The sequence below is a fragment of the Mycobacterium sp. NGS39 genome (assembly GCF_059812765.1).
The window spans coordinates 55,122-81,186 of sequence record NZ_JCALDH010000012.1; the positions used below are offsets into that span (position 1 = coordinate 55,122).

Annotated in this window: 29 protein-coding genes; 13 read left to right on the forward strand and 16 right to left on the reverse strand. The window is 67.4% G+C overall.

The genetic code is table 11. The annotated features are described in order from the left end of the window. The first annotated feature begins 43 nt into the window (after window positions 1-43). Window positions 44-1,486 (forward strand): flavin-containing monooxygenase, encoded by a 1,443-nt coding sequence (locus AC5Y39_RS17045; protein WP_500020016.1) that lies wholly within the window; start codon window positions 44-46, stop codon window positions 1,484-1,486. On the opposite strand, the gene AC5Y39_RS17050 is transcribed toward AC5Y39_RS17045, so the two are convergent. After that, the gene (locus tag AC5Y39_RS17050) at window positions 1,483-2,097 is read right to left on the reverse strand and encodes a nucleoside/nucleotide kinase family protein (RefSeq protein ID WP_500020014.1); all 615 of its coding nucleotides are present in this window, start codon (window positions 2,095-2,097) and stop codon (window positions 1,483-1,485) included. The two genes, AC5Y39_RS17045 and AC5Y39_RS17050, sit on opposite strands and share 4 nt — an antisense overlap. Window positions 2,098-2,132: 35 nt before the next feature. Here AC5Y39_RS17050 and AC5Y39_RS17055 point away from each other — a divergent pair, with 35 nt between their 5' ends. Continuing rightward, on the forward strand, window positions 2,133-3,158 hold the full coding sequence (locus AC5Y39_RS17055) for an NAD(P)H-dependent glycerol-3-phosphate dehydrogenase (protein WP_500020012.1): 1,026 nt from the start codon (window positions 2,133-2,135) through the stop codon (window positions 3,156-3,158). Window positions 3,159-3,168: 10 nt separating this feature from the next. Here the strand turns inward: AC5Y39_RS17055 and AC5Y39_RS17060 are convergent, their stop codons facing one another. From AC5Y39_RS17060 to grcC1, 4 genes are all read right to left on the reverse strand, one after another. Then, on the reverse strand, window positions 3,169-3,642 hold the full coding sequence (locus tag AC5Y39_RS17060) for a hypothetical protein (protein WP_500020010.1): 474 nt from the start codon (window positions 3,640-3,642) through the stop codon (window positions 3,169-3,171). 9 nt (window positions 3,643-3,651) lie between these two features. Next, window positions 3,652-4,323 (reverse strand): GNAT family N-acetyltransferase, encoded by a 672-nt coding sequence (locus AC5Y39_RS17065; protein WP_500020008.1) that lies wholly within the window; start codon window positions 4,321-4,323, stop codon window positions 3,652-3,654. Window positions 4,324-4,337: 14 nt separating this feature from the next. Then, on the reverse strand, window positions 4,338-5,204 hold the full coding sequence (gene htpX, locus AC5Y39_RS17070; RefSeq protein WP_500020006.1) for a zinc metalloprotease HtpX: 867 nt from the start codon (window positions 5,202-5,204) through the stop codon (window positions 4,338-4,340). A 64-nt stretch (window positions 5,205-5,268) separates the two neighbouring features. Beyond that, window positions 5,269-6,273, reverse strand: coding sequence for a nonaprenyl/(2E,6E)-farnesyl/geranylgeranyl diphosphat synthase (gene grcC1, locus AC5Y39_RS17075; protein ID WP_500020004.1), 1,005 nt, complete (start codon window positions 6,271-6,273; stop codon window positions 5,269-5,271). Window positions 6,274-6,294: 21 nt separating this feature from the next. On the opposite strand from grcC1, the gene menJ reads away from it, so the two are divergent. Beyond that, a complete protein-coding gene (menJ, locus tag AC5Y39_RS17080; protein WP_500020002.1) occupies window positions 6,295-7,542 on the forward strand; it encodes a menaquinone reductase MenJ in 1,248 nt (415 codons plus the stop codon). A 95-nt stretch (window positions 7,543-7,637) separates the two neighbouring features. Here the strand turns inward: menJ and AC5Y39_RS17085 are convergent, their stop codons facing one another. Then, entirely contained in the window at window positions 7,638-8,330 is a 693-nt protein-coding gene (locus AC5Y39_RS17085; protein ID WP_500020000.1) for a demethylmenaquinone methyltransferase, read from the reverse strand. Window positions 8,331-8,343: 13 nt separating this feature from the next. Beyond that, the gene (locus AC5Y39_RS17090; protein ID WP_500019998.1) at window positions 8,344-9,471 is read right to left on the reverse strand and encodes a glycosyltransferase family 4 protein; all 1,128 of its coding nucleotides are present in this window, start codon (window positions 9,469-9,471) and stop codon (window positions 8,344-8,346) included. Between the two features lie 133 nt (window positions 9,472-9,604). Between AC5Y39_RS17090 and AC5Y39_RS17095 the strand changes: the two genes are divergently transcribed. Beyond that, entirely contained in the window at window positions 9,605-10,003 is a 399-nt protein-coding gene (locus AC5Y39_RS17095) for a hypothetical protein (RefSeq protein WP_500019996.1), read from the forward strand. A 49-nt stretch (window positions 10,004-10,052) separates the two neighbouring features. Then, window positions 10,053-10,718, forward strand: a complete 666-nt coding sequence (locus AC5Y39_RS17100; protein WP_500019994.1) for a DsbA family protein — start codon at window positions 10,053-10,055, stop codon at window positions 10,716-10,718. Between the two features lie 16 nt (window positions 10,719-10,734). Here the strand turns inward: AC5Y39_RS17100 and AC5Y39_RS17105 are convergent, their stop codons facing one another. The 4 genes from AC5Y39_RS17105 to AC5Y39_RS17120 all read right to left on the reverse strand — a co-directional run bounded on the left by AC5Y39_RS17105 (window position 10,735) and on the right by AC5Y39_RS17120 (window position 14,522). Then, complete coding sequence (locus tag AC5Y39_RS17105; protein WP_500019992.1) at window positions 10,735-11,223, reverse strand: DUF3592 domain-containing protein; 489 nt, start codon at window positions 11,221-11,223, stop codon at window positions 10,735-10,737. Then, window positions 11,220-12,857: a 2-succinyl-5-enolpyruvyl-6-hydroxy-3-cyclohexene-1-carboxylic-acid synthase gene (gene menD / locus AC5Y39_RS17110; RefSeq protein WP_500019990.1), complete on the reverse strand. Its 1,638-nt coding sequence runs from the start codon at window positions 12,855-12,857 to the stop codon at window positions 11,220-11,222. The genes AC5Y39_RS17105 and menD overlap by 4 nt, the downstream gene beginning before the upstream one ends. Window positions 12,858-12,909: 52 nt before the next feature. Continuing rightward, a complete protein-coding gene (locus AC5Y39_RS17115) occupies window positions 12,910-13,692 on the reverse strand; it encodes an alpha/beta fold hydrolase (RefSeq protein ID WP_500019988.1) in 783 nt (260 codons plus the stop codon). An 86-nt stretch (window positions 13,693-13,778) separates the two neighbouring features. Continuing rightward, the gene (locus tag AC5Y39_RS17120) at window positions 13,779-14,522 is read right to left on the reverse strand and encodes a DJ-1/PfpI family protein (RefSeq protein WP_500019986.1); all 744 of its coding nucleotides are present in this window, start codon (window positions 14,520-14,522) and stop codon (window positions 13,779-13,781) included. 11 nt (window positions 14,523-14,533) lie between these two features. On the opposite strand from AC5Y39_RS17120, the gene AC5Y39_RS17125 reads away from it, so the two are divergent. Beyond that, entirely contained in the window at window positions 14,534-14,755 is a 222-nt protein-coding gene (locus tag AC5Y39_RS17125; protein ID WP_500019984.1) for a hypothetical protein, read from the forward strand. Window positions 14,756-14,772: 17 nt separating this feature from the next. On the opposite strand, the gene AC5Y39_RS17130 is transcribed toward AC5Y39_RS17125, so the two are convergent. Further along, window positions 14,773-15,729: an o-succinylbenzoate synthase gene (locus AC5Y39_RS17130; protein WP_500019982.1), complete on the reverse strand. Its 957-nt coding sequence runs from the start codon at window positions 15,727-15,729 to the stop codon at window positions 14,773-14,775. Beyond that, entirely contained in the window at window positions 15,726-17,327 is a 1,602-nt protein-coding gene (locus AC5Y39_RS17135; protein WP_500019980.1) for an amidohydrolase, read from the reverse strand. The genes AC5Y39_RS17130 and AC5Y39_RS17135 overlap by 4 nt, the downstream gene beginning before the upstream one ends. A gap of 138 nt (window positions 17,328-17,465) precedes the next feature. On the opposite strand from AC5Y39_RS17135, the gene AC5Y39_RS17140 reads away from it, so the two are divergent. The 6 genes from AC5Y39_RS17140 (at window position 17,466) to AC5Y39_RS17165 (ending at window position 22,746) form a co-directional block, all read left to right on the forward strand. Further along, window positions 17,466-18,185 carry a sensor domain-containing protein gene (locus AC5Y39_RS17140; protein ID WP_500019978.1) on the forward strand — a complete coding sequence of 240 codons (720 nt, stop codon included), beginning with the start codon at window positions 17,466-17,468 and terminating at the stop codon, window positions 18,183-18,185. Window positions 18,186-18,218: 33 nt separating this feature from the next. Further along, window positions 18,219-19,820: a fatty-acid--CoA ligase FadD8 gene (gene fadD8 / locus AC5Y39_RS17145; protein WP_500019976.1), complete on the forward strand. Its 1,602-nt coding sequence runs from the start codon at window positions 18,219-18,221 to the stop codon at window positions 19,818-19,820. Window positions 19,821-20,017: 197 nt separating this feature from the next. Further along, window positions 20,018-20,473, forward strand: coding sequence for a nitroreductase family deazaflavin-dependent oxidoreductase (locus AC5Y39_RS17150; protein WP_500019974.1), 456 nt, complete (start codon window positions 20,018-20,020; stop codon window positions 20,471-20,473). A gap of 11 nt (window positions 20,474-20,484) precedes the next feature. Further along, the gene (locus AC5Y39_RS17155) at window positions 20,485-21,387 is read left to right on the forward strand and encodes a 1,4-dihydroxy-2-naphthoyl-CoA synthase (protein WP_500019972.1); all 903 of its coding nucleotides are present in this window, start codon (window positions 20,485-20,487) and stop codon (window positions 21,385-21,387) included. An 85-nt stretch (window positions 21,388-21,472) separates the two neighbouring features. Then, complete coding sequence (locus AC5Y39_RS17160) at window positions 21,473-22,348, forward strand: SDR family oxidoreductase (RefSeq protein ID WP_500020126.1); 876 nt, start codon at window positions 21,473-21,475, stop codon at window positions 22,346-22,348. 14 nt (window positions 22,349-22,362) lie between these two features. Continuing rightward, window positions 22,363-22,746, forward strand: a complete 384-nt coding sequence (locus AC5Y39_RS17165; RefSeq protein ID WP_499963413.1) for a VOC family protein — start codon at window positions 22,363-22,365, stop codon at window positions 22,744-22,746. 12 nt (window positions 22,747-22,758) lie between these two features. Here AC5Y39_RS17165 and AC5Y39_RS17170 read toward each other — a convergent pair whose 3' ends face one another. Together AC5Y39_RS17170 and AC5Y39_RS17175 are read right to left on the reverse strand one after the other, a co-directional pair. Then, window positions 22,759-23,448 (reverse strand): response regulator transcription factor, encoded by a 690-nt coding sequence (locus AC5Y39_RS17170; RefSeq protein ID WP_500019970.1) that lies wholly within the window; start codon window positions 23,446-23,448, stop codon window positions 22,759-22,761. Beyond that, window positions 23,439-24,644, reverse strand: coding sequence for a sensor histidine kinase (locus tag AC5Y39_RS17175; protein WP_500019968.1), 1,206 nt, complete (start codon window positions 24,642-24,644; stop codon window positions 23,439-23,441). Before AC5Y39_RS17175 ends, AC5Y39_RS17170 begins: the two co-directional genes overlap by 10 nt. Before the next feature lie 236 nt (window positions 24,645-24,880). Here AC5Y39_RS17175 and AC5Y39_RS17180 point away from each other — a divergent pair, with 236 nt between their 5' ends. Then, window positions 24,881-25,123, forward strand: a complete 243-nt coding sequence (locus AC5Y39_RS17180) for a hypothetical protein (protein ID WP_500019966.1) — start codon at window positions 24,881-24,883, stop codon at window positions 25,121-25,123. 12 nt (window positions 25,124-25,135) lie between these two features. Here AC5Y39_RS17180 and AC5Y39_RS17185 read toward each other — a convergent pair whose 3' ends face one another. Beyond that, complete coding sequence (locus tag AC5Y39_RS17185) at window positions 25,136-26,065, reverse strand: alpha/beta hydrolase (protein WP_500019964.1); 930 nt, start codon at window positions 26,063-26,065, stop codon at window positions 25,136-25,138.

The window sequence follows — 26,065 nt, forward strand, 5'->3', positions numbered from 1 at the left end:
GCCCGCCGGCCCGGACAAGTGAGGCCTGCGTCACACTTGTTCGGTGACCGTCAGTGAGTACGCCGACGTGGTGATCGTCGGCGCCGGCATCTCCGGCATCGGCGCCGCCTACCGGATTCAGCAGCGCAACCCCGGAATCAGTTACGTGATCTTGGAGCGGCGCGCGAACATCGGCGGGACCTGGGATCTTTTCCGCTACCCCGGTATCCGCTCGGACAGCAGCATTTTCACGCTCAGCTTCCCCTGGGAGCCGTGGCCGCGGCGCGAGGGCATCGCCGACGGCGACCACATCCGCCAATATCTGATCGACAGCGCCCGAAAGCACGGCATCTACGAGCACATCCGGTTCAACAGCTACGTGCGCAGCGCCGACTGGGACTCCGCGACGCACACGTGGACGGTGCGCCTCGATGACGGGACGACGTACCGGTCGCGGTTCGTGTTCTTCGCCACCGGCTACTACAAGTACGACGAGGGCTACATCCCCGACTTTCCTGGAATGGCGCAGTTCACCGGCGACATCGTGCATCCACAGCACTGGCCGGAAGACCTCGACTACACCGACAAGACGCTGGTGGTGATCGGCAGCGGCGCGACCGCCGTGTCGATGATTCCCGCGTTGGCCGAACGGGCCCGTCGGGTCGTGATGCTGCAGCGCACACCGAGCTACATCGGGACGTTTCCGCGGATCGATTCGTTGACCGAGGTGATGCGAAAGCTCCTTCCTCCCAAGGCCTTTCATACTGTGGTCCGGTTCCGAATGGCGGTGCAGGAGGCGATCGGCTGGTTCCTGGCGCGCAAGACGCCCGAGTTCATGAAGTTCCTGTTCCGGCGGATGCAAAGCAAGCGGCTGCCCGCCGGCTACGACATCGGGACCCATTTCACGCCGCCGTATCAGCCGTGGGATCAGCGGATCTGCCTCGCTGCCGACGGTGATCTCTTCGAGGCGATCAACGCCGGGCGGGTGGAGGTGGTGACCGACCAGGTCGACCACTTCGACACCAACGGGATCACGCTGAGGTCGGGACGCCACCTCGATGCCGACGTGGTGGTGACGGCGACCGGCATGGATCTGCAGGCACTGGGCGGGGTAGCGCTGAGCATCGACGGCGCGGAGATCAAGCCGCAGGACCGCTTCGTCTACAAGGCGCACATGCTGCAAGACGTGCCGAACCTGTTCTGGTGCATCGGCTATGTGAACGCGTCGTGGACACTGCGGGCGGACATGACCGCACGCGCGACGGCCAAGCTGATCGCGTACATGCGCGCCCACGGCTATACGTCGGCCTACCCGCATCTGCAGCGGGAGCCGATGACCGAGAAACTGACGTGGGACATCGCCGCCGGCTACGTCCTTCGCAATCTGCACGCGCTGCCGAAATCGGGTACCAAGCGGCCATGGAACGTGCGGCAGAACTACTTCGTCGACGCCATCGACCACCGGTTCGACCGGATCACGGAGTCGATGGTGTTCGACAGCGCCTAACCCGCGGAGTTGACGACGAAATCCGCTTTGTGCCTTGTGTTTTCGATGCGGCGGGCGTTCGCTTCGTCGACCTCTCTCACCCACCTCTCGGCCTGCTCGGGTGACTTGCCGAACGCGATGTGCCGATCCACGAGGCGGCGATGGCGCTCGTCGCGCCGCAGGCCGAGGTACCACACCTCGGTGAGGTGGGCTCGGATCGACGGCCATGGTGGTGCGTCGTCAAGCAGGTAGTTGCCTTCGGTGACGACCAGCCGCGCCGAGGGCGGCACCGGAATGCTGGCCGCGACGGGTTGTTCGATCTCGCGATCGAACGCCGGCGCGTAGACCACGTGCGGCGGGTCGGCTGCGATCCGTTCCAACAGCGCAAGGTAGCCGTGGGCGTCGAAGGTGTCGACGGCTCCCTTGCGCTCGAGGCGTCGCAGGCGGGTGAGTTCGACGTCGGCGAGGTGGAACCCGTCCATGGGCACCTGCACTGCGTCGGCGAAGTGCGCGACGAGTTCGGCGGCCAAGGTCGACTTGCCGGCCCCGGGCGGGCCGGTGATGCCGAGGATCACGCGACGGCCGCGGCCGAGCAACACGTCGACTCGCCCGGCGAGTTCGCGCGACAGCACACGGCAAGTGTGCCGTCCTGAATAAGGTGACATCCATGACACCTGCTCGCCGCGAACCCCGCGTCGTCGTGCTCGGTGGCGGATCGTGGGGCACCACCGTCGCGTCCATCGCCTCCCGTCGGGCCGAGACTCTGCAGTGGGTGCGTTCACACGAGACCGCCGAGGACATCAACGAGCGCCACCGCAATATGCGCTATCTGGGCGACGAAGTGGAACTGAGCCCCACCCTGAAGGCCACCACCGACTTCGAGAAAGCCGCAGACTCTGCCGACGTCGTGGTGATGGCCGTGCCGTCGCACAGCTTCCGCGACGTGCTGAAAGAGCTGCAGGCGTACCTGCGGCCGTGGGTGCCCATCGTGTCGCTGGTCAAGGGGCTCGAGCAGGGCACGAGTCTGCGGATGTCGCAGATCGTCGCGGAGGTGATGCCGGGCCATCCGGCTGGCATCCTGGCCGGGCCGAACATCGCCCGCGAGGTGGCGCAAGGCTATGCGGCGGCCGCGGTGATGGCGATGCCCGATCAGCAGTTGTCCACCCGGCTGGCCCAGATGTTCCGCACCCAGCGGTTCCGCGTGTACACCACCGACGACGTGCTGGGCGTCGAAATGTGTGGCGCGTTGAAGAACGTGTACGCGATCGCGACGGGCATGGGGTATTCGCTGGGCATCGGCGAGAACACCCGCGCGCTGGTGATCGCGCGGGCGCTGCGGGAGATGACCAAGCTGGGTGTCGCGATGGGCGGGCAGCCGGAGACGTTCCCGGGGCTGGCGGGCCTGGGCGATCTGATCGTGACGTGTACGAGCCCGCGTTCTCGGAACCGCCACGTCGGCGAGCAGATCGGGGCGGGCAAGCCGATCGACGAGATCCTGGCGTCGATGGATCAGGTCGCCGAGGGCGTCAAGGCCGCCAGCGTGATCATGGAGCTGGCCGAGCGGTACGGCGTGCACATGCCGATTGCGCGGGAGGTCGACGGCGTCATCAACCACGGCCGCACGGTGGAGGACGCGTATCGCGGGCTGGCCGCGGAGACGCCGGGACACGAGATCCACGGCGCAGGGTTTTGAGGTTTTCGCCCTACCGGGCGAAGCTGCCTGACGGACTCAGCACGAACCCGTGCTGCGCGGCGCTGTTCACGCACACCGTGGCACCGGCCGCGTCGATCGCACAGCTGACGTCGCGGTAGCTGATCCGGGTCTGCGGGGGCAGCGGCTTGGCCGCGCCCGCCGCCGCGAACAGCGGTGCCGCACTGTTGGCGAACGTGGGCTCTTCCGCGCCGACGCCGCTCACCAAGTTTGCCCCGTTCGGTGCAGCCGGAATCGGTCCGCTGCAGCCGTACGCATTGCGCATCTTGTCGAGCACACACGTCAGACCGTTCGGTGTGGCGAATGCGTACCAGGCGCCGTCCAACACCGAAAACTCCGCCGGAGAAATCGGCGGATAGACATTGATGTTCGGCAGCGTCCCCTCGTCGGCTCCCGCGACGGGCGGCGTCACCACGACCGCTGCTGCCACGGCACCGGCCAGACCGGTCATCACCTTCGTCAGCACGGGTTCACCCTAAGCGGTCGTGCCGCCCGCCGCGGGCGCGCGCACCACCAGCGGCACAGCGGGGAAATAACCCGCCATCTCGGTGCGGGCTTTGCGCAGCGCGGCGGTGCCGTAGCCCTTCTTGCGGTGTTCGGGATGTATCCACACCCGCACGTTCACCTCGTGGTTGGCGAGTTCCCCGAAGACCATGCCCACCTTCTGATCGCCGGCCACCGCCACCAGCCAGACCGCGTCTTCGCTGTCGATGCGTCCCAGTCCCGAGCGGATCTCGTCGTCAAGCTCTCCGGCGGGTCCTCCGGAACCGTCGCCCGCTTCGTGCATGTCCTCGGTGCGCGCGGAGAAGATGTCGCGGTCTGCCTCACCTCGGAACGGTCGCAATGTCAGACCCTCACCCGTACTGGCCGGGCGGTCTCCGAGCGTGAACGTCAGCTGCTTGTTCAGGTCGTCGAGTTCTTCGGCGATGCGCCGGCGCGAATCCCTGGTGAACTTGTCGAACGACATGCTCATGACGGCTTCCGCGCCGACCCTCGAGGTGCCGAGCAACTTCGCGATGGCCCCGATGGCGGCGTCGCGGTTTTCCGCTGCCACGATCGCATCGGCCACCTCGTGGCGGCGTTCGACCGCATTGACCAGGGCATCGGCGATTTCACGTCGGACAGCGGCGCGGTCATGGTCGGTCATGCCATGAGCGTAGTTCAGTACATTCCTCGAGCCATGGCCTCCAGCCGCGCAATCCGTTCCGCGATCGGCGGGTGCGTCGAGAACAACCCCACGAACCTCTCACCCGCCCGGAACGGGCTGGCGATCATCAGGTGTGCCTCGCTGGCCAGCTTCGGCTCCGGCGGCAGCGGTGCCTGCTGCACCCCGGCCGAGATCTTGCGCAACGCCGACGCCAGCGCCAGCGGATCGCCCGTCAGCTCCGCACCCGACTGGTCGGCCTGATACTCCCGCGACCTGGACACCGCCATCTGCACGACCGTCGCCGCAATCGGACCCAGCAGCGAAACCAGAAGCAGCGCAAAAGGATTCGCGTTGCCGTCGCGCCCGCCGAACCAGCTCATCAAGACCGCCAAATTCGCCAGCCCGGTGATCACCGCCGCGAGCGCACCCGCCACACACGAGATCAGGATGTCCCGGTTGTAGACGTGCGACAGTTCGTGGCCGAGCACCGCGCGCAGCTCACGTTCGTTGAGGATCGCCAGTATTCCGGTGGTGCAACACACCGCGGCATTGCGTGGATTGCGGCCTGTGGCAAAGGCATTGGGGTTGGCGGTGTCGCTGATGTACAACCGCGGCATCGGCTGATGGGCCACCGTCGCCAACTCGCGGACGATCTTGTACATCGTCGGCTCCTGCAGTTCGGTCACCGGCTGCGCATGCATCGCCCGCAGCGCCAGCTTGTCGCTGTTGAAGTACACCCACACGTTCATGCCGACCGCGAACAGGACCGCCAACAACATGATCCCGCGGCCGAACAGCGACCCGACGAACACGATCAGCGCCGACATCAGCCCGAGAAGCAGCACCGTCTTGATGCTGTTGCCCCACCGGTGCCCGACCATCACTCACCCCTCCTGCACGAAACCGGATCGTTAGGAGAACGCTGAGCGATGAAGCTGGGTTCCGTCAACCGTGCCGCGAGATCGTGTACTCGACGAGCGTCGCCAAGGCATCGCGCCCCGCGCCCGGCGGCAGCCCGGCCAACTCGTCGCGGGCTTGGGCCGCATACCGGGCGACCGTGGCCTTGGCTTTCGCCATGCCCGACGACGCCCGCAGCAACGCCAACGCCTCTGCGACGTGCGCGTCGTCCATGGGTCCCGCCAGCAACTCGCGCAGCCGCTGCGCGTCCGGTCCGCTTTCCTGCAGCGCGTAGAGCACCGGCAGGGTATGCACGCCCTCCCGCAGGTCGGTGCCGGGGGTTTTGCCGGACTCGTCGGAGTCGCTGGCGATGTCGATGATGTCGTCGGAGATCTGGAACGCGGTGCCGACGATCCCGCCCAGCCGGCTCAGCCGCTGCACATTGTCGTCGGACGCGCCCGAGAACGTCGCACCGAGCTGTCCGGACGCCGCGATCAGCGACCCCGTCTTCTCGTGCACCACACGTAGGTAGTGTTCGACGGAATCGACGTGCTGCGCGGCCCCGCGGGTCTCGCGCATCTGGCCCGTCACCAGCTCGGCGAACGTCTCGGCGATCACCCGCACCGCGTCGGGGCCCAGCCGGCTGACCAGCCGCGAGGCGGTCGCGAACAGGTAATCGCCGGCCAGGATCGCAATGTTGTTGCTCCAGCGAGCGTTAGCGCTCGGGGCGCCGCGGCGCACCTGCGCCTCGTCCATGACGTCGTCGTGGTAGAGCGTCGCCAGATGCACCAACTCGATCACCGAACCGGCGACGGTGACCTGCCACGCGTCCGGGTTCGGGCCCAGTTGCGCGGCGAGCACCGTGAACAGCGGGCGGAAGCGCTTGCCGCCGGCCTCGAAAAGATGCAGCACCGCGTCGCGGATGATTTCGTCACCCTTGCTGAGTTCCTCGCTGATCAGCGTTTCGATGCGGGCCACACCGTCACGGACACTGGCGGCAAAGTCCGGGTCTCCGAATTCGACGCCCGCCACCACGGTCGCTGGTGTGCTCACCCGTCCAACATACTGGTGAACATGCACGACCGCGGACGCGAGGAGCGCAATGGCGCGAGCGCGGACGTGGTCGTCGTCGGCGCCGGTCCGGCCGGCTCTGCCGCGGCGGCGTGGGCCGCGCGGGCCGGTCGCGATGTGCTGGTGGTCGACGCCGCCGAGTTCCCCCGCGACAAGCCGTGCGGCGACGGCCTGACACCGCGGGCCGTCGCCGAACTGCACCGTTTGGGCCTGGGCGACTGGCTGGACACCCGCATCAAACACCGCGGGCTGCGGCTGGCCGGGTTCGGCGGCGAGGCGGAGATCGACTGGCCGGGTCCGTCGTTTCCGGCGTACGGGTCTGCGGTGCCGCGGACCGAGCTCGACGAGCGGGTGCGCCAGGTGGCCGTCGACGCCGGATGCCGGATGTTGTTGGGATCGAAAATCGTTGGTGCAGAACGGGATTCGCTGGGCCGCGTGGTGTCGTTGACGACGCGCTCGGGGTCGTCGGTGGCGTGCCGGGAACTGATCGTCGCCGACGGTGCGCGGTCGCCGCTGGGGCGGGTGCTGGGTCGTGAGTGGCACCAGCAGACCGTGTACGGGGTGGCGGTGCGGGGATACCTGTCCACACCGCGCGCCGACGACCCCTGGCTCTCGTCGAACCTCGAGCTGCGGTCGCGTTCCGGCGAGCTGCTGCCGGGCTACGGCTGGATCTTCCCGCTGGGCAACGGCGAAGTGAACATCGGCGTCGGCGCGCTGGCGACTGCCAAGCGGCCGGCCGATGTGGCGCTGCGGACGCTGATCGGCCACTACGCCGACCAGCGTCGCGACGACTGGGAATTCGACGGGCCGCCGCGCGCGGTGTCGTCGGCCCTGCTGCCGATGGGAGGCGCGGTCAGTGGAGTGGCCGGGCCGAATTGGATGCTGATCGGCGATGCCGCCGCTGGGGTCAACCCGCTCAACGGCGAGGGCATCGACTACGGGCTGGAGATGGGCAGATTCGCCGCGGACATGCTGGGCAGCGGCGACTTGTCGCTGGCATGGCCTGCGCTGCTGCAAGCGCATTACGCGAAGGCGTTCTCGATTGCGCGGCGGTTGGCATGGTTGCTGACGGTGCCGTGGCTGTTACCCAGCGTCGGGCCGTTTGCGATGCGGTCGGTGACGTTGATGCAGATGGTCGTTCGCGTGATGGGCAACCTGGTGACCGACGACGACGTCGATCGAGTCGCACGATTGTGGCGGCGGCTGGGCAGCGGCTCACGCTGGGTGGACCGCCGCCCGCCGTTCTCGTGAGTGCTGCGCTTGCCGCGTTTTCTCTCCCGCGAGCGTGCACTGCGGTACATAGCTGACCGGCGTGTCGGTGTACCAACACGCCCGCTCGCGGACAATCAGAGGGTGGGCTTGGTTGCCGCGTGCAGGGCCACGATCCCGCCCGTGAGGTTGCGCCACCGCACCTGCGACCACCCATTGCGCTCGATGCGACGGGCCAGCTCGGCCTGGTCGGGCCAGGCGCGGATCGACTCCGCCAGGTAGACGTACGCATCCGGGTTCGACGACACCGCGCGCGCCACCCGCGGCAGCGCCTGCATCAGGTACTCCTTGTAGACCGTGCCGAACAGGCGGTTCGTCGGCGTCGAGAACTCACACACCACGAGCCGCCCTCCAGGCTTGGTCACCCGCGCCATTTCGCGCAGCGCTGCCTCGTGGTCGACGACGTTGCGCAGCCCGAAACTGATGGTCACCGCGTCGAACGCCTGGTCGGCGAACGGCAGCCGCGTCGCGTCGCCGGCCACTTTCGGCACCGGCCGCGCCCGGCCCGCCGACAGCATGCCCACCGAGAAGTCCGCCGCGACGCACCACGCTCCCGAGCGCGCCAGCTCGCAGGTGGACACCGCGGTGCCGGCCGCAAGATCGAGGACGTCGTCACCCTTTCCGACGCTCAGCGCGTTCCGCGTCGCGCGGCGCCAGAAGCGGTCACGCCCCAGCGACAGCACGGTGTTGGTGAGGTCGTAGCGACGCGCGACCGCATCGAACATCGACGCGACCTCGTGCGGATCCTTGTCCAGCGTCGCGCGTCCCACCCGGCCGAAGTTATCAGGCCGCGGCGGCTCGGCCGATCCCTCGGACGGCCTGGTAGTGCGCCAGCAACTGGTCGCAAATGACGGGCCAGGTGCGCGCCAGCACGCTGCGCCGGGCCGCCGGTGCGTAGAGCGACCGCGCTCGCACCAGATGAGCCACCGCCCCGGGCAGGTGCTGCTCGAACTCTGCGACCTCCAGCAGCAGCCCAGTGCGGCCCGGGCTGACCAGATCTCGCGGACCGCCGGCGTTGGGCGCCACCACCGGCACGCCCGAAGCCAGCGCCTCCTGCACCGCCTGACAAAACGTCTCGTGCTCTCCGGGGTGCACGAACACGTCCATGCTGGCGTACGCGCGCGCGAGCTCGGCACCGTAGCGGGCGCCGGTGAAAACTGCTGTGGGAAGCACCTTTTCGAGCCTGGGCCGGTCGACTCCGTCGCCGACGATCACCAACTGCACATCGTCGTTGTGGGCCAGCACGTGCAGACGTTCGACGTGCTTCTCCGGCGCCAGCCTGCCGACGAACCCGACGATCGGCTTGCCGGCCGGCGACCAAATCCTCCGCAGGTGCTCGTCGCGCGCTGATGGCGCGAATCCGGTGATGTCCACCCCCCGCGCCCATTGATGAAGGCGTGGAATGCGCTGTGCGGCAAGCATTTCCATTGTTGCGGACGACGGCGCCAAGGTACGGTCAGCGTGCCGGTGAAGATGGCGAAACCATGCCCACGCCGCCCGGTGCGCCACCCCCATGCCGTAGCTCTTCGCGAAGCCCGGGACGTCGGTCTGGAAGACGGCGATCGTCGGTACCTTCAGCACGCGCGCTGCCTGCAGACCGCCGTATCCCAACAGTGCCGGAGAGGCGAGATGGACCACGTCGGGCTCGAAGTCGCGCAGTATGCCCAGCATGCGTGGCATGGGAACTCCCAACGGAAGCGAGGTGATCCGGGGGAACATGCGCGACGGCATCCGATGTACCGGCACACCGTCGTGCTCGAAGGCAGCAGGCGCCTGGTCGGACGCATTATCCGGCGCGATGACGATCGCGTCATGACCGGTGCGGTTCAGATGCTCCAAGACCCGCAGCACCGAGTTGGAGACGCCGTTGACATTCGGCAGGAAGGACTCCGCGACAATAGCCACTCGCACGCCGAGAGCGTGTCACCAGCGCCTTTCCCCGCGGTTGCGCACAGGAATACGACACACGAAATTCAGGCGGCCCGGCGAAATTCTTAAGGATTAGTTATCCAGTTGGCCGCAAATTCAGGTACCGTCAGCCGGAATGCCGAAAGTGAACGCGTCCGGGGGGCGGATGGTAAACGGGTGGGATGATCCGGATTGCGCTGCTCGCCTCCGGGGAAAATTGGCCAATGCTGTCGCGAGCATGCTCCGGTTGGGCATCAACCACAGTGACGCCGCCCGTATGCAGTGGCAAGGCGTCGCGCATAAATATCGGGACCGGTGGGCTCAGGGCGACGTCGACGGAATCATGCCGGTGCTGTCGGATCTGTTGATCTGGGTGCGGCAGTCGAATATTGACGTGTCGAGAAATTCTGATGTCGTCGCGCTGTTCAACGATCCGGGATTTCGCACCCTGCGCGCGCGCATTCCGGCGATCAACAAAGATCCGAAGATGCTCGACATGTTCCGCCGGCTCGCCGGCGCGGGAGCTGTCGACTAGCCCCGCTTCGCTTTCAGCAGCTGCCCGTCGTGGGCAGCTAGGGTCGGATATGCGCTGGCTCAAGCTGGCCGCGGTCGTTGGCGTCCTGCTCATGACTGCGGGCTGCGCCAGGGCGATCGTCGGCTCGCCACTGGCGCCAGCCGGCACGCACCCTGCGGCCACCGTGCTGATCACCGGTGACGGGTACGGCATCCAACTCGGCAGGCCGGTAGCACGGGTGTCGTTGGAGATCTTCCTCGAACCGCAGTGCGCGCTCTGCGCGCGCATGCAGATGTTCCAGGGCGGTGAGATCGCCGACCACATCGACAGTGGCGACCTCTTGGTGACCTACCGGCCGGTGACGATCTTCGACACCGCACCGACGGGCTATTCGCACCGCGTGAGCAACGCGCTGTTCATCGCTGCCGGAGCCGATCTGGCAGCGGCCGCGTTCCAGGGCTTCGTCCAGCAGCTGTATTGGGACGCCGACCCCTCGGGCGACAACCGCTATCTGGCCGGCGTGGCTGAACGGGCACGGCTGCCGCAGAGCACGATCGACCACATCGCCGCAGGCAGTCCCGCCGTCGACACCATTGCCATGGACGCCGCAAACGAGAAGCGGCTCAAGGACATTCGCCAAACCGTGGTCATCCCGACGGTCTACGACTCCAATGCCCGTAAGATCGTCGACACCGCCGACAACGACTGGCTGAAGCGACTGGTGGGCAACCGCTGATGGCGGGGTCCGCCGGCTAGCGAACGTATCGCCGTTCCACGAATGTCGCCGCCACCAACAGCGCGGCCGCCACCAGCCAGCCCACCACCGCGATCGACCCGGCCGGGATGATCGCGAGCGCGGCGTTGCGATGTTGCACGCGAACGAGATTCGGGTTGTTGCGGTCGTATTCGACGTAGATGCGCATGCCGTCCGCGAGCTCGGACGGATACAGCACACCGAGTTCCGGGCGGTAGGTGACGCGGTCGGGGGTGACGAACTCGATCGTCGAACGACGCGGGCCGGCGCTGAGCACCTCGGCCTGCGCCACACCCATGTTCCGTTCGATCTGCCGGTCGTTGCGCCATGCGCCGGCCACCAGCAGCACCGACTGCAACGTCACCAGACACGCTGCAATGACGATGCCGATCTTGACGCGGCGCATGACCTTTCGACCGGTGCTGTCGGGTTCGTCGGGCTCCCTTTCGTTTCGCAAGCGGTCAAGCACGCTGGCGAACCGGCTCATATCGCCGCCTTGATCGACGCGTGCAACTGCCGCAGCGTCGAGCGATCCGCTTTGACCTCGAGCACTCGCATTCCGGCAGACGAAGTGTTGATCGCCTCGACGAGGTCGTCGACCTCGACCTGCTGTGACTCGATGTGATAGGCGCGGCACAACGCGCCGACGTCGACGTCATGTGGCGTGCCGAAGATCCGCGACGACACATCCGAGAACCGCGGGTCGCCCTGCTCGAGAAGCTCGAAGATGCCGCCGCCGTTGTCGTTGGACACCACGATCGTCAGGTCCGTCGGCACGGGCTCCGTCGGCCCGATCAGCAAGCCGGAGGCGTCGTGCACGAAGGTCAGGTCACCGATCAACGCGACTGTGCGGCCTCCCGAAACGTGCTCGTGCGCCAACGCGGCCCCGATCGCGGTGGACACCGTGCCGTCGATCCCCGCCACTCCCCGATTTGACCGCACTACAACACCTTTGGTGTGGGTCCCCACCAATGCCGCGTCTCGCACCGGATTCGACGCGCCGAGCACCAACTGGTCGCCGGGCCGCAGCGCGTCGGCGACGGCGGCAGCGACGTGCAGGCCGGTGGTCAGCGGGTGAGCCTTCAGTTGGCGGCGCACCGCGTCGACGGCGCGGCGGTTGACCTCGGCGCAGCGGCGCAGCCAGCCCTCACTCGGCGTGCCGGTGGTGATCGCGCGGGTGCCGGTGGCCTGCGAGTTGCCCGACACGTCAGGCCAGCGCGGCCCGGTGGTCAGCGCGTAGACCGGCACGGCGGGGTCGGCCAGTAGCGACGACACCGTGCGGTGCAGCGTCGGCCGGCCCAGCATGATCACCTGCTGCGGGTGGAGCAGCGGCAGAGCGAGCGGGTGCAGAGGGTTTTCGGCGGGTGGCGCGGTGGGCTCGGCGACGGTCGGCAGCTCGGCGAGATTCGGGTGCGCGCCGGCGCCGTGGCCGCTGATCACCACGGTGTCGTGGGACAGGTCGATGTCCAGCGGTTGGTCGAACGTCACGGGTGGCGTATACGTCCACGGTCGCCCGCCGGGTCGGCCCGGTGGGACGGCGGCCAAGTCCGGTTCGGGGCCGGGTACCAGCGGCTCGCGCAGCGGGATGTCGAACTGCACCGGCCCGGCGTTGGCGGTCCGCGCGCCCGTCGCCGCGACGAGGACCCGGCACACCGCCGAGCGCCAGCGGGCGTTCTGTTCGGCCATCTTCTCGGTGCCCTCTTCGGCCAGGCCGAGGCTGATGGCGGCGCGCACCTGCGTGTCGAAGTAGCCGAGCTGCTCCATGGTCTGGTTGGCTCCGGTGCCCAACAACTCGTATGGCCGGTTGGCCGACAGCACGATCAGCGGCACCCGCGCGTAGTTGGCTTCCGCGACGGCCGGCCCGAGGTTGGCGACCGCGGTGCCCGACGTCATGACGATCGGCACCGGCGCCTGCCTGCCGACCGCCAGGCCGATGGCGAGGTAGCCGGCGGTGCGCTCGTCGATGCGGACATGCAGGCGGACCCGGCCGGCGGCGTCGGCGTCACGCAGCGCGAAGGCCAGCGGCGCGTTGCGCGAGCCGGGGCACAGCACGACGTCGCGTACGCCGCCGCGAATCAGCTCGTCGACGACCACGCGCGCTTGCGCCGTGGAGGGGTTCACCCTTTCCAGGGTGTCACACGCGGGCCCCAGGCCGGCCAGCTCGGCGGCGACATCACTGACCCGCGAGGAACTTCAGCATCGCGGCGTTGACCACGTCGGGGCGTTCCATGAAGCCGAGGTGTCCGGCGTCGGGGATTTCCAGGTAGCGGCCGTTGGGCAGCGCATCGGCGACTTCCTTGCCGAGATACGCCGGCACGGCGAGGTCGTCGGCGAACCCGATCACCAGCGTCGGCGTGGTGATCGCGCGGTACGCCGGCAGCCGATTGGTGTCCGGTGCGACTTCGCTTTGCGCCCGCACCCCGGGCGTCGACTTGGCGGGCCACAGCGTGAACATGTCGATCCAGTCACGCACGGCGTCGTCATTGTTGAGTGTTTTCGGCGAAAAGCTTTCCAGCAGACGGATTTTCGCGCTGTAGGCGGCGGGCAATTCGATGCCGGCGTCGGCCAGTTCCATCTCGGCTCTGCGGAAGAACTTGCGGGTCAGGTCCTCCCGGCCGCGGGTGCACAACAGCACCGCGCGCTTGACGAGTTCGGGCCGGGAGAGCATCAGCTCTTGGGCGATGAAGGAACCCATCGACGCTGCCACGATATTTGTCGGCGCGAGGTCGAGCTTCTCGATGAGCGCGGCCGTGTCGGCGACCATGGTTTCGGTGGTGAATCCGTCAGCGTCTTTGGTGGCGCCCACTCCCCTGTTGTCGAAGGTCACGACGCGATAGCCGGCACCCAGGAACGCCGGCACCTGAAACGGCGCCCAGGTGCGGCCCACGCCACCATGTCCGGCGATGAACAACACCGGCTGACCGCTGCCGGAATCGTCGTAGGCGAGGTTGACCATGCGGCGAGGTTACCGTGGCGCCGAAATCGGGCCTCCGACACGCTGTGCACGCGTTGGCGTGCAACAAGTCCTATCTCGCTGCGTTGTCACACACGCTCGCGGCGCCCGAAACGGGGCCGGCCGCGCCGTGAGCGGGCAGCCTTGATCGCTCGGTCCCACACCAATTGCGACATCGGCTTGAGCTGGCCCCGGGTGACCAGATCCTTCGACATCAACGCGGCCGCGGCGGCCTTGGTGCTGGCCGACGCTTTCGACATGTGACCCGAGTCGAACGGCGGCTGCGGGTCGTATTCCATCGACAGCTGGATGACCTTGGCGCGGCTCTCGCCGCCGATCCGCGCCGCCAGCCACAGACCGAGGTCGATGCCTGCCGAGACACCCGCACACGTGACGACGTTGCCTTCGTGGACAATGCGCTGGTCCCCGACAGGCTTGGCGCCCAATGCTTTCAGCGCACTCAAGGCCGCCCAGTGCGAGGTCGCGCGTTTGCCGTCCAGCAGTCCGGCTGCGGCGAGGATGATCGACCCTGAGCACACCGACGTCGTCCACGTCGCCGTCTGGTGCGCCTGGCGCAACCAGTCGAGTACCTTCTCGTCGCGCGCGTGTTCCATCGAGGAGAACCCACCGGGCACCAAAATAACGTCGGGAGAAGGTGTTTCGGCGAACGAATGTGTTGCCGCGATCACCAGCACGCCCGAGTCGGCGGTGATGGGGCCGGGCTCATGCCAGACGAACCGCACTTCGGCGTCCGGGAGCCAACGCAACGCCTCGTATGGCCCGATGAAATCGAGTGCGGTGAAGCCGGGATAGAGCACAATTGCGACTTGCATGATCTCTCCTCGTGTCAGGCGAACGTCTTGCGGTACTGGTCCGGCGGTACGCCGATCCGCCGAATGAAGTTGCGGCGCATGATTTCTGCGGCCTTGCGCGCCAGTTCAGCGGCGCGCTGGTGAACACCTCGAACGGCCCGATCAGATCCAGCGCCTGCACCCTCGGGAAGCCGACGATCACGACCTTGCGTGCCACGCAGTCCAGTCTTGGCCAGCGCCGCTATGTCGTCTAGGCCATGCATCCCACACATCAGGACAGACCCAGCAGCTGGTAGCACTCGATGAGGCGCCGGATCCACCAGTCCCTGCGGTCTGCCGGCGCCTTCAGGGCCTCCAGCCGCGCGGGTTCGGGCACGGCCGCGGCCACCGGCAGATAGCCGTCGACGGGTGCGACGGGCTCGGCGACGTCCTGCTCGAACAGACGTCCGGTCGCAAGCCCGCAGGCATGGCTCAGCGTCGGCAGTGCGCCGGCGGCCTGCAGTCCCGTGCCGATGCCCACCGCCGAGTCGAGCGCACTGGAGACGACGACCGGAATACCAAGCAGCTCAGCCGTTTTCAGCAACGCTGACCGGCCACCGAGCGGCGCGACCTTCACCACCGCGACGTCGGCGGCATCCGCGCGGACCACACGCAGCGGGTCCTGCGCCTTGCGGATGCTCTCGTCGGCAGCCACCGGAGTGTCGATGCGCCGCCGCACCTCGGCGAGTTCGTCGACGGTCTGACAGGGCTGCTCGATGTACTCCAGCGGGCCGAGTGCCGCCGCCGCCGCGACCGCTTCGTCGACCGTCCACCCGCCGTTGGCGTCGACCCGGACGGTAGGAACCAGCCCGCGGACGGCCTCGACCCGCGCTACGTCGTCGTGCAGCGTCTGTCCGGGTTCGGCGACCTTGACCTTGGCTGTGCGGGCGCCCGGGAAGCGGCTCAACACCTCCGCCACCTGGGCCGCCGGCACCGCGGGAACGGTGGCGTTGACGGGAATGCGATCCCGGCGCAGGTCCGGCGGCATCTGATAGGCCGCCTCGATCGCCGAAGCCAACCAGTGCGCGGCTTCGGGCGGCTCGTATTCGACGAACGCGCCGAACTCGCCCCAGCCGACGGGTCCCTCGATAAGCGCAACCTCGCGAACGGTGATGCCGCGGAAGCGAACTCGCATCGGCAGCGCGACCACGTGGACGCGTTCCAGCAAGTCGGCGAGGTCGGGTCTCAACTGCTGAAGACCTGTTTGCCCGCCAGATACGTGGACCGCACCTCCAGGTCAGCGACCTCCGCGGCGGGAACAGCCCGCGGATCTTGCGACAGCACGACAAAGTCGGCGTACTTGCCCACCTCCAGCGAGCCGACGATGTCGTCGGCGAACAGCTGCCATGCCGCGTCGATGGTCTGTGCGCGGATAGCCTGCTCGACGGTCAGCCGCTCCTCCGGCGCCAACACCCGCCCGCTCGGAGCCGTCCGGGTAGCCGCGACGCTGATGTTGCGCAGCGGCTCCTCGGGTGTCACCGGCGGATCGTTGTGCAGCGAAATCCGCATGCCGGTAGCGACCGCCGAACCGCACGGCATCCATCGCGATCCGTGCTCCGGGCCGAACAGCCCGTCGACCAGCACGTCGCCCCAGTAGTGAATTTGATCGACGAACAAGCTACACGTAATCCCAAGTGCGGCAGCGCGTTTGAGTTGCTCGTTGGTGATCGCGCCGACGTGCTCGAGTCGCAGCCGGTGATCCTCGCGAGGCCAGCGCTTCAGCGCCTCTTCGTACACGTCGAGGATCGTGTCGACGCCCGCGTCGCCATGCACATGGCAGGCCATCTGCCAGCCCTGCGGGAAATATGCGCCGACGATCTCGGCGAGCTGGTCGCGGCTGTAGTTGGCGTGTCCGCACGAACCCGGCACGACGCCGATGGTGCGGGTGGCATCGGTGTCCAGGTACGGAAACGACAGGTCGACGTTGCCGATCCACGGCGAGCCGTCCACCCAGATCTTGATGCCGACCTGTTTGACCATCTCGTCGCCGTTGTCAGGGAGGGCATCGCTGGCCAACTTCGCGGTCGATATCTCGTAGGTGCGCAGCCGCACCGTGAGGTCGTCGTGCAGCTGCCCGAGCAACGGCCGAAACATCGGGTCGAACGCCATCTCCGAGCACGTGGTCAACCCGGCGCGGTTCAGCCGGGCGCACTCCGCGCGCAGCATCGCCGGATAGTCGGCGGCCTCGACAACGCCTGCCAGTAGCGAGAAAACCGCAGCGGTTTCCACTGCGGTCCCGTCGAGGTTGCCGGCGCTGTCGCGGCCGTAGCGGGCGCCTTTGGGGTCCGGGGTGTCGCGGGTCAGCCCGGCACGGCGCGCGGCCGCCGAATTGAAGAACGCCTTGTGGCCGGAGTTGTGGATGACGACGAGCGGCGTGTCGGGCGCGATGCCGTCGAGCCATGCCAGCGTGGGCTCCGGCAGACCCGACTGCAGCAGCGGATCCCAGCCGACGAGATAGGCGCCTTCACTACCGCGAGCCGCCACTTCGCGCTTCACCGCGTCGACGACGGCGGTGGCGTCGCGGATCCTGACCGGGCGGATGTCGGCCATCCGGTCGGACAACACGATCGCTTCCATCAGCGGATGTCCGTGCGCCTCAACGAGGCCCGGTATCACACAGCCGTCGACGTCGAGTACGTCCGTGGCCTCGCCGATCCACGGCTCGACGTCGTCACAGCTGCCGACCGCCACGATGCGCCCGTCTGTCACGGCCAGCGCCTCTGCGGTGGAATTGGCGTCGTCGACCGTGAGCACGGTGCCCCGAATGACGAGTTCTGCTATCGGCATGAGTCATATCTTGCGCCGCGGGGCGGCGTTTCGGTCGGATGCCCGCGGATGTGCCCGTCGGCGGTTGCAGCTCGAATCACCCAAGAACTGCGCGCCTCGCCCTACACTTCACCGAAAACTCAGGACGGGTGAGGCGACGTGGGGCGAGTGCTGGCCATCGCAGCGGCGACGTCGATGGCGGCCGCCTTGACCGCCGGGTGCGCGAACACCGTGGCCGGTACCCCCAGGCCTCAGATCTTCCAGCTTCCGAACTCGACCGCCTCTGGCGCGCCCGCGGCCGGTGGTGTGCAGGAGAAGGATCTCGAGGGGCTGTTGCTGGGGCTCGATGACGTGCGCAGCATCATGGACGCCCCAGATCTCGCCGTACAACAGAGCTATGCGCAGATGCCGCCCAGCACGGCCGGCTATGTGCCGGAGGACTGCGTCAGGGCCGCCTACAACACCGTCGAGGCCGGCTACCGCGACACCACGTTCGTCGCGGTGCGCGGCTCGGTGATGCAAGAGCCCGACGACAGCCCGCAACTGCTGCACATCGTCGACCAGGGCGTCGTGACGTTTCCGGACGACGACGCGGCCAGCACTTACGTGACCAGGACGCTGGAGACGTGGCGCCGCTGCGCCGGAACGGCGTTCACCGCGCTGCGGCCGGAGACGGCTGAGCACTGGACCTTCGGCCAGGTCACCGAGGCCGACGGGATCAGTGCGTTACCGAAGACGGCCGACGGCTCGCAGTGGTCCTGCTCGCACGCAATCACGTCGCGGTCCAACGTCGTCATCGACGTATCCGCATGCGGGTTCTCGGTCTCCGATCAGGCGACCAACATCGCGTCCCGGATCCGCGACAAGTTCCCGGCGTAGGACATTTCTGTAACACGTTCTAGTCTTGACCCCATGAGTCAGGACCAGCTTCGCCATCCCATCCACTCCGGCCACCTCCTCGTGGGCGCGCTGAAGCGCCACAAAGACAAGCCGCTGCTGTATCTCGGCGACACCACGCTCACCGGTGGTCAGCTCGCCGACCGCATTACGCAGTACGTTCAGGCCTTCGAAGCGCTGGGCGCCGGCACCGGCGCCGCGGTCGGCCTGCTGTCGTTGAACCGGCCGGAGGTGCTGATGATCGTCGGCGCCGGGCAGACCCAGGGCTACCGCCGCACCGCACTACACCCTCTCGGCTCGCTGGACGACCACGCCTACGTGCTGACGGATGCGGGCGTCACATCGCTGATCATCGACCCCAACCCGATGTTCACCGAGCGCGCGCTGCGCTTGCTGGAGCGGGTCGACTCTCTGAAGCAGATCCTGACGATCGGGCCGGTGCCTGACGCGCTGGCCGACGTCGCGGTGGACCTCAACGCCGAGGCCGACAAGTACCAGCCCCGCCCGCTGACGGCCGCGGAGTTGGCGCCCGACCACATCGTCGGGCTCACCTACACCGGCGGCACCACCGGCAAGCCCAAGGGCGTCATCATGACCTCGCAGACCACCACCACGATGACCTCGATCCAGCTCGCGGAGTGGGAATGGCCGGAGAACCCCCGGTTCCTGATGATCACGCCGCTGTCGCATGCCGGGGCGGCGTTCTTCTTGCCGACGGCGATCAAGGGCGGCGAGATGATCGTGCTCTCCAAGTTCGACCCGGCCGAGGTGCTTCGTGTGATCGAGGAGCAGCGCATCACCGCGACCATGGTGGTGCCGTCGATGCTGTATGCCCTTCTGGACCATCCGGATTCGCGCACCCGCGACTTGTCGTCGCTGGAAACCGTGTACTACGGCGCCTCGGCGATCAACCCGGTGCGGCTCAAGGAGGCGATCGACCGGTTCGGGCCGATCTTCGCGCAGTACTACGGCCAGTCCGAGGCGCCGATGGTGATCACCTACCTGCCGAAGGCCGACCACGACGAGAAGCGGCTCACGTCGTGCGGGCGGCCGACGCTGTTTGCCCGCACCGCGCTCTTGGGCGAGGACGGCAAGCCGGTACCGCAGGGCGAGGTCGGCGAAATATGCGTCAGCGGGCCGCTTTTGGCGGGCGGCTACTGGCAGCTTCCGGACGCGACGGCCGAGACGTTCCGCGACGGCTGGTTGCACACCGGTGATCTGGCGCGGGAGGACGAGGACGGTTTCTGGTACATCGTCGACCGGGTCAAGGACATGATCGTCACAGGCGGGTTCAACGTGTACCCGCGCGAAGTCGAGGACGTTGTTGCCGAGCATGAGGCGGTGGCGCAGGTGTGCGTGATCGGCACACCGGACGACAAGTGGGGCGAGGCCGTCACCGCCGTGGTGGTGCTGCGTGACGATGCGCCGCGTGACCAGGAGTCGATCACCCGGATGACCGTCGAGATCCAGGCTGCGGTCAAGGAGCGCAAGGGATCGGTGCAGTCGCCCAAGCAGGTCGTGGTGGTGGACGCGCTGCCGCTGACCGGGTTGGGAAAGCCGGACAAGAAGGCCGTGCGCGCCAGGTTCTGGGAGGGCGCGTCGCGCGCGGTGGGCTGAGCGTCGTGCACCGCGAATGTGGCGTCACGCCAGTCACTTTCGTAATTCGACCGGGGCAATAGTCGTCATGCCCGGCTCTTAGCGACAATCCCGGCGGGTAGCCGCCAGGCAAGGCCGATTGTCGCTAAGAGGCGGCCACATCGATCATCGCCCGCCTCAGCGACGGGTTCCACAGCACGACCGGTAGCGTGCCGAATATGACCCGAGAGCGCATCCGGCCGCCGTGGTGGCTGAAGCCGATGAACAAGGTCTTCATCGCCATGTCGAAGCTGGGCTTGAGCTTCGGCGGGGAAAGCCCGGTGGTGTTGACAGTGCCGGGCCGCAAGACCGGTAAGCCCCGGTCCACACCGGTGACGCCGATGAACATCGACGGGAAACGCTATGTGGTGGGCGGCTTTCCGGGCGCCGACTGGGTGGAAAACGCGCGCGCGGCGGGCGAGGGCACGCTACGGCGCGGCCGTCGCACCGAGCGGGTTCGGCTGGTGGAGATGTCACCGGAGGAAGCGCGACCACTGCTGCGGGCCTTCCCGACCGAAGTCCCGACCGGGGTGAACTTCATGAAGAACGCCGGCCTGGTGAAAGACGGCCGGCCAGAAGAATTCGAAGCGCTCGCCGGCCGGTGCGCGGTGTTCCGCTTGGATCCCACAGCGTAGGAGCAATTGCGTTGAGCGAGAACCCCTTTGACGCGTCTCTGTGGCGGGCGGTGCCGGGTTTCGACGACCTGACCGACATCACGTATCACCGGCACATCGACGACGGCACGGTTCGAGTGGCATTCAACAGGCCGGAGGTGCGCAACGCGTTCCGGCCGCATACCGTCGACGAGCTCTACAGGGCGTTGGACCATGCGCGCATATCGCCGGACGTCGGCGTGGTGCTGCTCACCGGCAACGGGCCTTCCCCCAAGGACGGCGGTTGGGCGTTCTGCTCCGGCGGCGACCAGCGCATCCGCGGCCGCACCGGCTATCAGTACGCCTCCGGCGAGACCGCCGACACCGTCGATCCGGCACGCGCCGGCCGGCTCCACATCCTCGAAGTGCAGCGGCTGATCCGGTTCATGCCGAAGGTGGTGATCTGTCTGGTCAGCGGCTGGGCAGCCGGCGGCGGGCACAGCCTGCACGTGGTGTGTGACCTGACGCTGGCCAGCCGCGAACACGCCCGGTTCAAGCAGACCGACGCCGACGTCGGCAGCTTCGACGGCGGCTACGGCTCGGCATACCTGGCGCGGCAGGTCGGACAGAAGTTCGCCCGCGAGATCTTCTTCTTGGGCCGCCCCTACACCGCCGAGCAGATGCACCGAATGGGCGCGGTCAACGAGGTCGTCGACCATGCGGACCTGGAAACCGTCGGCCTGCAGTGGGCGAAGACGATCAACGCGAAATCGCCTCAGGCGCAACGGATGCTGAAGTTCGCATTCAATCTGCTCGACGACGGCCTGGTGGGTCAGCAGCTGTTCGCCGGCGAGGCGACGCGGCTGGCGTACATGACCGACGAGGCCGTCGAGGGCCGAGACGCGTTCCTGGAGAAGCGGGACCCCGACTGGAGCCGCTTCCCGCGCTACTTCTGACGCGATTTCGGTGCGATTCCAGGCGCTGAGCGCACGTTGGCGCACCGAAATCGCGGGAGGCCGTAGGCTGCGGAGCGTGAATCCGATGCGGCGGTTCTCCCGGGCGATGGTGATGGCCGGCATGCGGCCGCCCATCACCGAACAACTGCTCCTGCACCGGCCATCCGCCGAAACAGTGCATCTGGGCGGCAAACGCGTGCTGATCACCGGCGCCTCCTCCGGTATCGGCGAGGCGGCCGCCGAGTTGTTCGCCCAAGCCGGCGCGAGCCTTGTGGTGGTCGCCCGGCGCAAGGACCTGCTGGACGCGGTGGCGCAGCGCATCGTCGGCCGCGGCGGTCAGGCCATCGCGCTGCCCTGCGACCTGTCCGACCTGGACGCCATCGACGAGCTGGTGGCGGCGGTCGACGACCGGCTCGGCGGCGTCGACATCCTGGTCAACAACGCCGGACGCTCGATCCGCCGTCCGCTCGCCGAGTCGCTGGACCGCTGGCATGACGTCGAGCGCACCATGACGCTGAATTACTATGCGCCGCTTCGGCTTATCCGCGGGCTGGCACCGGGCATGCTGGCGCGCGGCGACGGCCACATCATCAACGTCGCGACGTGGGGTGTGTTCAGCGAGGCGTCACCGCTGTTCGCCGTCTACAACGCGTCCAAGGCTGCGTTGTCGTCGGTGAGTCGCGTGATCGAGACCGAATGGTCCGGCCGGGGCGTGGCGTCGACGACGCTGTACTACCCACTGGTCGCGACGCCGATGATCGCGCCCACCAAGGAATACCAGGGTCTGCCGGCGCTGACGCCGCAGGAGGCGGCGGAGTGGATGATCACCGCCGCACGCCGGCGACCGGTGCGAATCGCGCCGCGGATGTCGCTGTTCAGCCGGGCGCTTGACCTCATGAGCCCCGAGCTGGTCACCACGATGATGAAGCGGCAGCGTGTTCAGCCCAATCCGGTGGCGTGATAGACACGACAACCATGGAGATTCTGGCCAGCCGGATGCTCATCCGTCCCGCCGACTACCAGCGGTCACTCGAGTTCTACCGCGACGCAATCGGGCTGGCTATCTGGCGTGAATACGGCGCCGGCACAGTGTTTTTCGCAGGCCAATCGCTGATCGAGCTGGCCGGCCACGGCCGCGACGACGGCGCCGGCACGTTTCCGGGTGCGCTTTGGCTGCAAGTCCGCGACGTTTACGCCACCCAGAGTGAATTGCAAGGGCGCGGCGTCCCCATCGCCCGCGAGGCACGTCAGGAGCCGTGGGGACTGCACGAGATGCATGTCGTCGATCCCGACGGCATCACGCTTATCTTCGTGCAGGTACCGCCCGAGCATCCGCTGCGCCGCGACGTCCGCGGCTGACTACCGCCGCGACTATCTGTCGCGCGGGCCCGCTTGCGTCGGCGCGACGATCCCGGTGTCGTAAGCGAAGACGATCGCCGCGGCCCGGTCACGCAGTCCCAGTTTGACGAAAATCCGGCCGATGTGAGTCTTGACGGTGACGCCGGAAATGAACAGCTGATCGGCGATCTCGGCGTTCGAACAGCCTCGCGCGATCAAGCGCAACACATCCAATTCCCGCGCGGTCAGTTCGGTGATCTTTGCCGACGTGTGCTGCGCGGGGCCGTCGCGGTAGGTGCTCAAGACTCGTCCGGTGACTGCCGGGTCGAGATAGGCGTCGCCGCGCGCCACGGCCCGCACTGCGCGGATCAGCTCTTCGGCGGACGAGTCCTTCAGGACGAATCCCGCTGCGCCGGCATGAAGCACACCCGACAGCAACTCGTCGTCGCTGAAGGTGGTGAGCGCGAGAACCGGCGGCCCGCCACCGGACACCAGCAGGCGGGTCGCCTCGATCCCGTCGACTCGCTTCATCCGCAGGTCCATCACCACCACGTCAGGCTGATACTGGGCGACCGCGTCCAGCACCTCGTCACCGTCGGAGCATTCGCCGACGACACTGATGCCGTCTTTGCGCCGCAGAATCCGCCGTAACCCGGATCGCACCAACTCCTGGTCGTCGACAAGAAGCGCACTGATTTCCACCTGGCCGGTCGTCACCCGCATAACCTGCCATTGTGCTGGATTTCGTTGCCTTCCAGTGGAATACGCACCAGTACCGACCAGCCGCCGTGAGATGGCCCCGCAGCCAGCGTTCCACCGACGAGATCAGCCCGTTGTCGCATCCCGTGCACACCGCGGCCCTCCGCCGACGAACCTCCTGCCGCGACTGCCGTCGCCAGCTCGTTGAAGACGTTGAGCACTGCGGCGGTGTCGGTGATTGCGAGCATCATGGTGGAAGCCGAGCGCGGCGCATGCTTGGCGATGTTGGACAACGACTCCTGCGCGATGCGGTACAACGCCAGCCCGACGGCCGCGGAGACACGATTCAGATCCCCCGTGACGCGCAGCGTGATCTCGAGTCCTGCGCTGACGAATCCTGCGACCAGAGCAGAGATGTCGGCCACCCCGGGCTCTGGTGCCAGCTTGCTTTCGGTGGTGTCGAGCAGACCCACGGTGCAGCGAATGTCCGACATCGCCTGGCGCCCCAGTCTTTCGGCCTGCTCGAGGGCGTCGACGGCCTCGTCGACATCGCGGTCTTGCTGCAGCGCGCGACGCGCCCCAGTGACATGCAACAGCGTAATGCTCAAAGAATGCGCGATCACGTCATGTATTTCACGCGCGATGCGACGCCGTTCGTCGGCGGCTGCATGTTGTGCCAATTGGTCTTGTGCTTCGCCCTGTGCGATCAGCAGTTGCTGTTGGATGCGCATGAGATAGCCGACCATCCAACCGATCCCGACGAACGCCAGATACAGCGGCCAGCTGTCGAGGCGGTGCAGCGCGGCGGCCGCACACAACATCCCGGCCGCCGAGGCCGCGGCCAGGAATCCGCCACGCATCGACGTCAGCGAGCCCACCACTCCGACAGTCAGACCCAGTGGCAGCGGCGCGAAATCTGCGCTGATCGGCGTCGAGGTGGCGAATAGCAGAATCGCCGTTGCGGTCATCCACGCGGCCCACAGCGCGACGGCTTCGAACTTCACCAAACCCAAGAGGAAGAAGAACAGATACGGCGCACCGGCTATTAGCAGTGCGACAGTGGCGGCGAGCCAGTCAGAGGCGGGACGCTGAAACACCGCGATCACCGCAAGCACGGCCAACGCGGCGTCCACGGTGCCGACGAACGTCCAGCTGAAGCCGCCGGGAAGGATGTCGCCCTTCCGGCGCACCCTCACGCGCAGGTTCTGCACCGCAGACATCACCGGGCAATCCTAGGAGCCGCCACGCGCGACGGCATCGTCCCGTGGTAGGACATCGCGCTCCTACCCCGGTTGCAGATCAAGATCGGACCGTCGCACGACGCGCAGAGACCACCGCGGCTCGTAGCGTCGGAATCATCACACACCGAAATGGCGTCATCGGCGAAAGCTGTTGTGGCTGTTTCTAATTCATCGCAGCACAGGCGCGTCGAACAACACGAGAGGATCCGCACGCCATGGCTACCATCCACATCCCGTTCTGGCCCCCCGCCGAACCCCTTGGCGACTTCGCCAAGACGACTGCTGTGCCGCTGCGGGCCGACGTTGGCGGTGCCCGGATTCGGCGCCGCTGGCGGCTGCTGACCGCATGGTTGTCCGAAGCCACCAGCCCGAGGCCACGGGTGAAGCGCAATTATCCACCGCCTCGCAGCTCGTTTCTCGAGTCGGCAGCCATGCGCCGGGAGATGTATCGGCTCTGAGGTCCTCACGCACTATGTCCGGTAACCCGCTCGATCGGTTGACGCGAGCGGCTGGAGTTCATGACCCAGGAAGGACAAGATGGCCTGCGTCGTCTCCTCCTGGGCCTCGAGGAATCCCGAATAGTGTCCACCGCGGAGGCGGGCGAGCCGGCCGCGTGGCGCCTGCCGTGCGGCACGGATTGCCGGTCCGGGCGGGGCGACACCGTCGGCGTCGTAGGCGACGACGAGCAGCGGACATTGAATTCGCTTGGCGTATCGAGCCGGACGGTAGAAGCCGATGCGCACCGCAGATCGAGCCGCGACGGCTTGCTGCCAGTGCGGGTAGCGGTTCGAAGGGTTGAGCGCCCGCGAGTAATTGCGTGAGTCGGGTGTGGTGAGCGCGGCGACGGTGCCGCGTTCACCGGCCAGCGGGACCAGCAGCGGATCGCGACCGAACAGTCCGCCGATGGCATCCGCCGCGGCACGGCCGATCAACCGGACGAACGCCGGGAAAGTCATGTGCCGCAGGGCGTTGCGCATGGCGTCGAGTCCGTCGGCGGCCGGTGCGTGCGCGATCGCCGCAGCCAGCCCAGGGTTACGCGCCGCGAGCAAGAACACATGGCCGCCCGACGCCGAGAAGCCCCAGATGACGAGCCGAGCAGGATCTACTCCGGGCAGCGTCGCGGCGAAGTCGATGGCGGCTTGGTAGTCGGTGAGCTGATCGCGGAAGCGCACCAATTGCCTTGGAGTGCCGCCACTTTCACCCAGATAGCGGTAGTCGAAGGCCAGGACACTGTACCCCGCGTCGTGGAGCTCCGATGCGAGTGGATCAGTGCCCGCTTCCTTGATCACCGCCAGTCCGGCGGCCATGACCACGCATGCACCGTTGGTTCCGGGGTAGTGCCACGCCGTGCAGTAGCTGTCGCCGCTGGGAAACGACACCTTCTCGCGGGTTGTCGACAT

What these genes read in the sequence shown, in the direction of transcription:
- AC5Y39_RS17055 (WP_500020012.1), top strand. Translation starts at nt 2,133, where the DNA reads ATGACACCTGCTCGCCGCGAACCCCGCGTCGTCGTGCTCGGTGGCGGA.
- AC5Y39_RS17065 (WP_500020008.1), bottom strand. Translation starts at nt 4,323, where the DNA reads ATGACCGACCATGACCGCGCCGCTGTCCGACGTGAAATCGCCGATGCC.
- htpX (WP_500020006.1), bottom strand. Translation starts at nt 5,204, where the DNA reads ATGGTCGGGCACCGGTGGGGCAACAGCATCAAGACGGTGCTGCTTCTC.
- menJ (WP_500020002.1), top strand. Translation starts at nt 6,295, where the DNA reads ATGCACGACCGCGGACGCGAGGAGCGCAATGGCGCGAGCGCGGACGTG.
- AC5Y39_RS17095 (WP_500019996.1), top strand. Translation starts at nt 9,605, where the DNA reads ATGCCGAAAGTGAACGCGTCCGGGGGGCGGATGGTAAACGGGTGGGAT.
- AC5Y39_RS17100 (WP_500019994.1), top strand. Translation starts at nt 10,053, where the DNA reads ATGCGCTGGCTCAAGCTGGCCGCGGTCGTTGGCGTCCTGCTCATGACT.
- AC5Y39_RS17105 (WP_500019992.1), bottom strand. Translation starts at nt 11,223, where the DNA reads ATGAGCCGGTTCGCCAGCGTGCTTGACCGCTTGCGAAACGAAAGGGAG.
- AC5Y39_RS17115 (WP_500019988.1), bottom strand. Translation starts at nt 13,692, where the DNA reads ATGGTCAACCTCGCCTACGACGATTCCGGCAGCGGTCAGCCGGTGTTG.
- AC5Y39_RS17120 (WP_500019986.1), bottom strand. Translation starts at nt 14,522, where the DNA reads ATGCAAGTCGCAATTGTGCTCTATCCCGGCTTCACCGCACTCGATTTC.
- AC5Y39_RS17135 (WP_500019980.1), bottom strand. Translation starts at nt 17,327, where the DNA reads ATGCCGATAGCAGAACTCGTCATTCGGGGCACCGTGCTCACGGTCGAC.
- fadD8 (WP_500019976.1), top strand. Translation starts at nt 18,219, where the DNA reads ATGAGTCAGGACCAGCTTCGCCATCCCATCCACTCCGGCCACCTCCTC.
- AC5Y39_RS17150 (WP_500019974.1), top strand. Translation starts at nt 20,018, where the DNA reads ATGACCCGAGAGCGCATCCGGCCGCCGTGGTGGCTGAAGCCGATGAAC.
- AC5Y39_RS17160 (WP_500020126.1), top strand. Translation starts at nt 21,473, where the DNA reads ATGCGGCGGTTCTCCCGGGCGATGGTGATGGCCGGCATGCGGCCGCCC.
- AC5Y39_RS17165 (WP_499963413.1), top strand. Translation starts at nt 22,363, where the DNA reads ATGGAGATTCTGGCCAGCCGGATGCTCATCCGTCCCGCCGACTACCAG.
- AC5Y39_RS17170 (WP_500019970.1), bottom strand. Translation starts at nt 23,448, where the DNA reads ATGCGGGTGACGACCGGCCAGGTGGAAATCAGTGCGCTTCTTGTCGAC.
- AC5Y39_RS17175 (WP_500019968.1), bottom strand. Translation starts at nt 24,644, where the DNA reads ATGTCTGCGGTGCAGAACCTGCGCGTGAGGGTGCGCCGGAAGGGCGAC.
- AC5Y39_RS17180 (WP_500019966.1), top strand. Translation starts at nt 24,881, where the DNA reads ATGGCTACCATCCACATCCCGTTCTGGCCCCCCGCCGAACCCCTTGGC.
- AC5Y39_RS17185 (WP_500019964.1), bottom strand. Translation starts at nt 26,065, where the DNA reads ATGTCGACAACCCGCGAGAAGGTGTCGTTTCCCAGCGGCGACAGCTAC.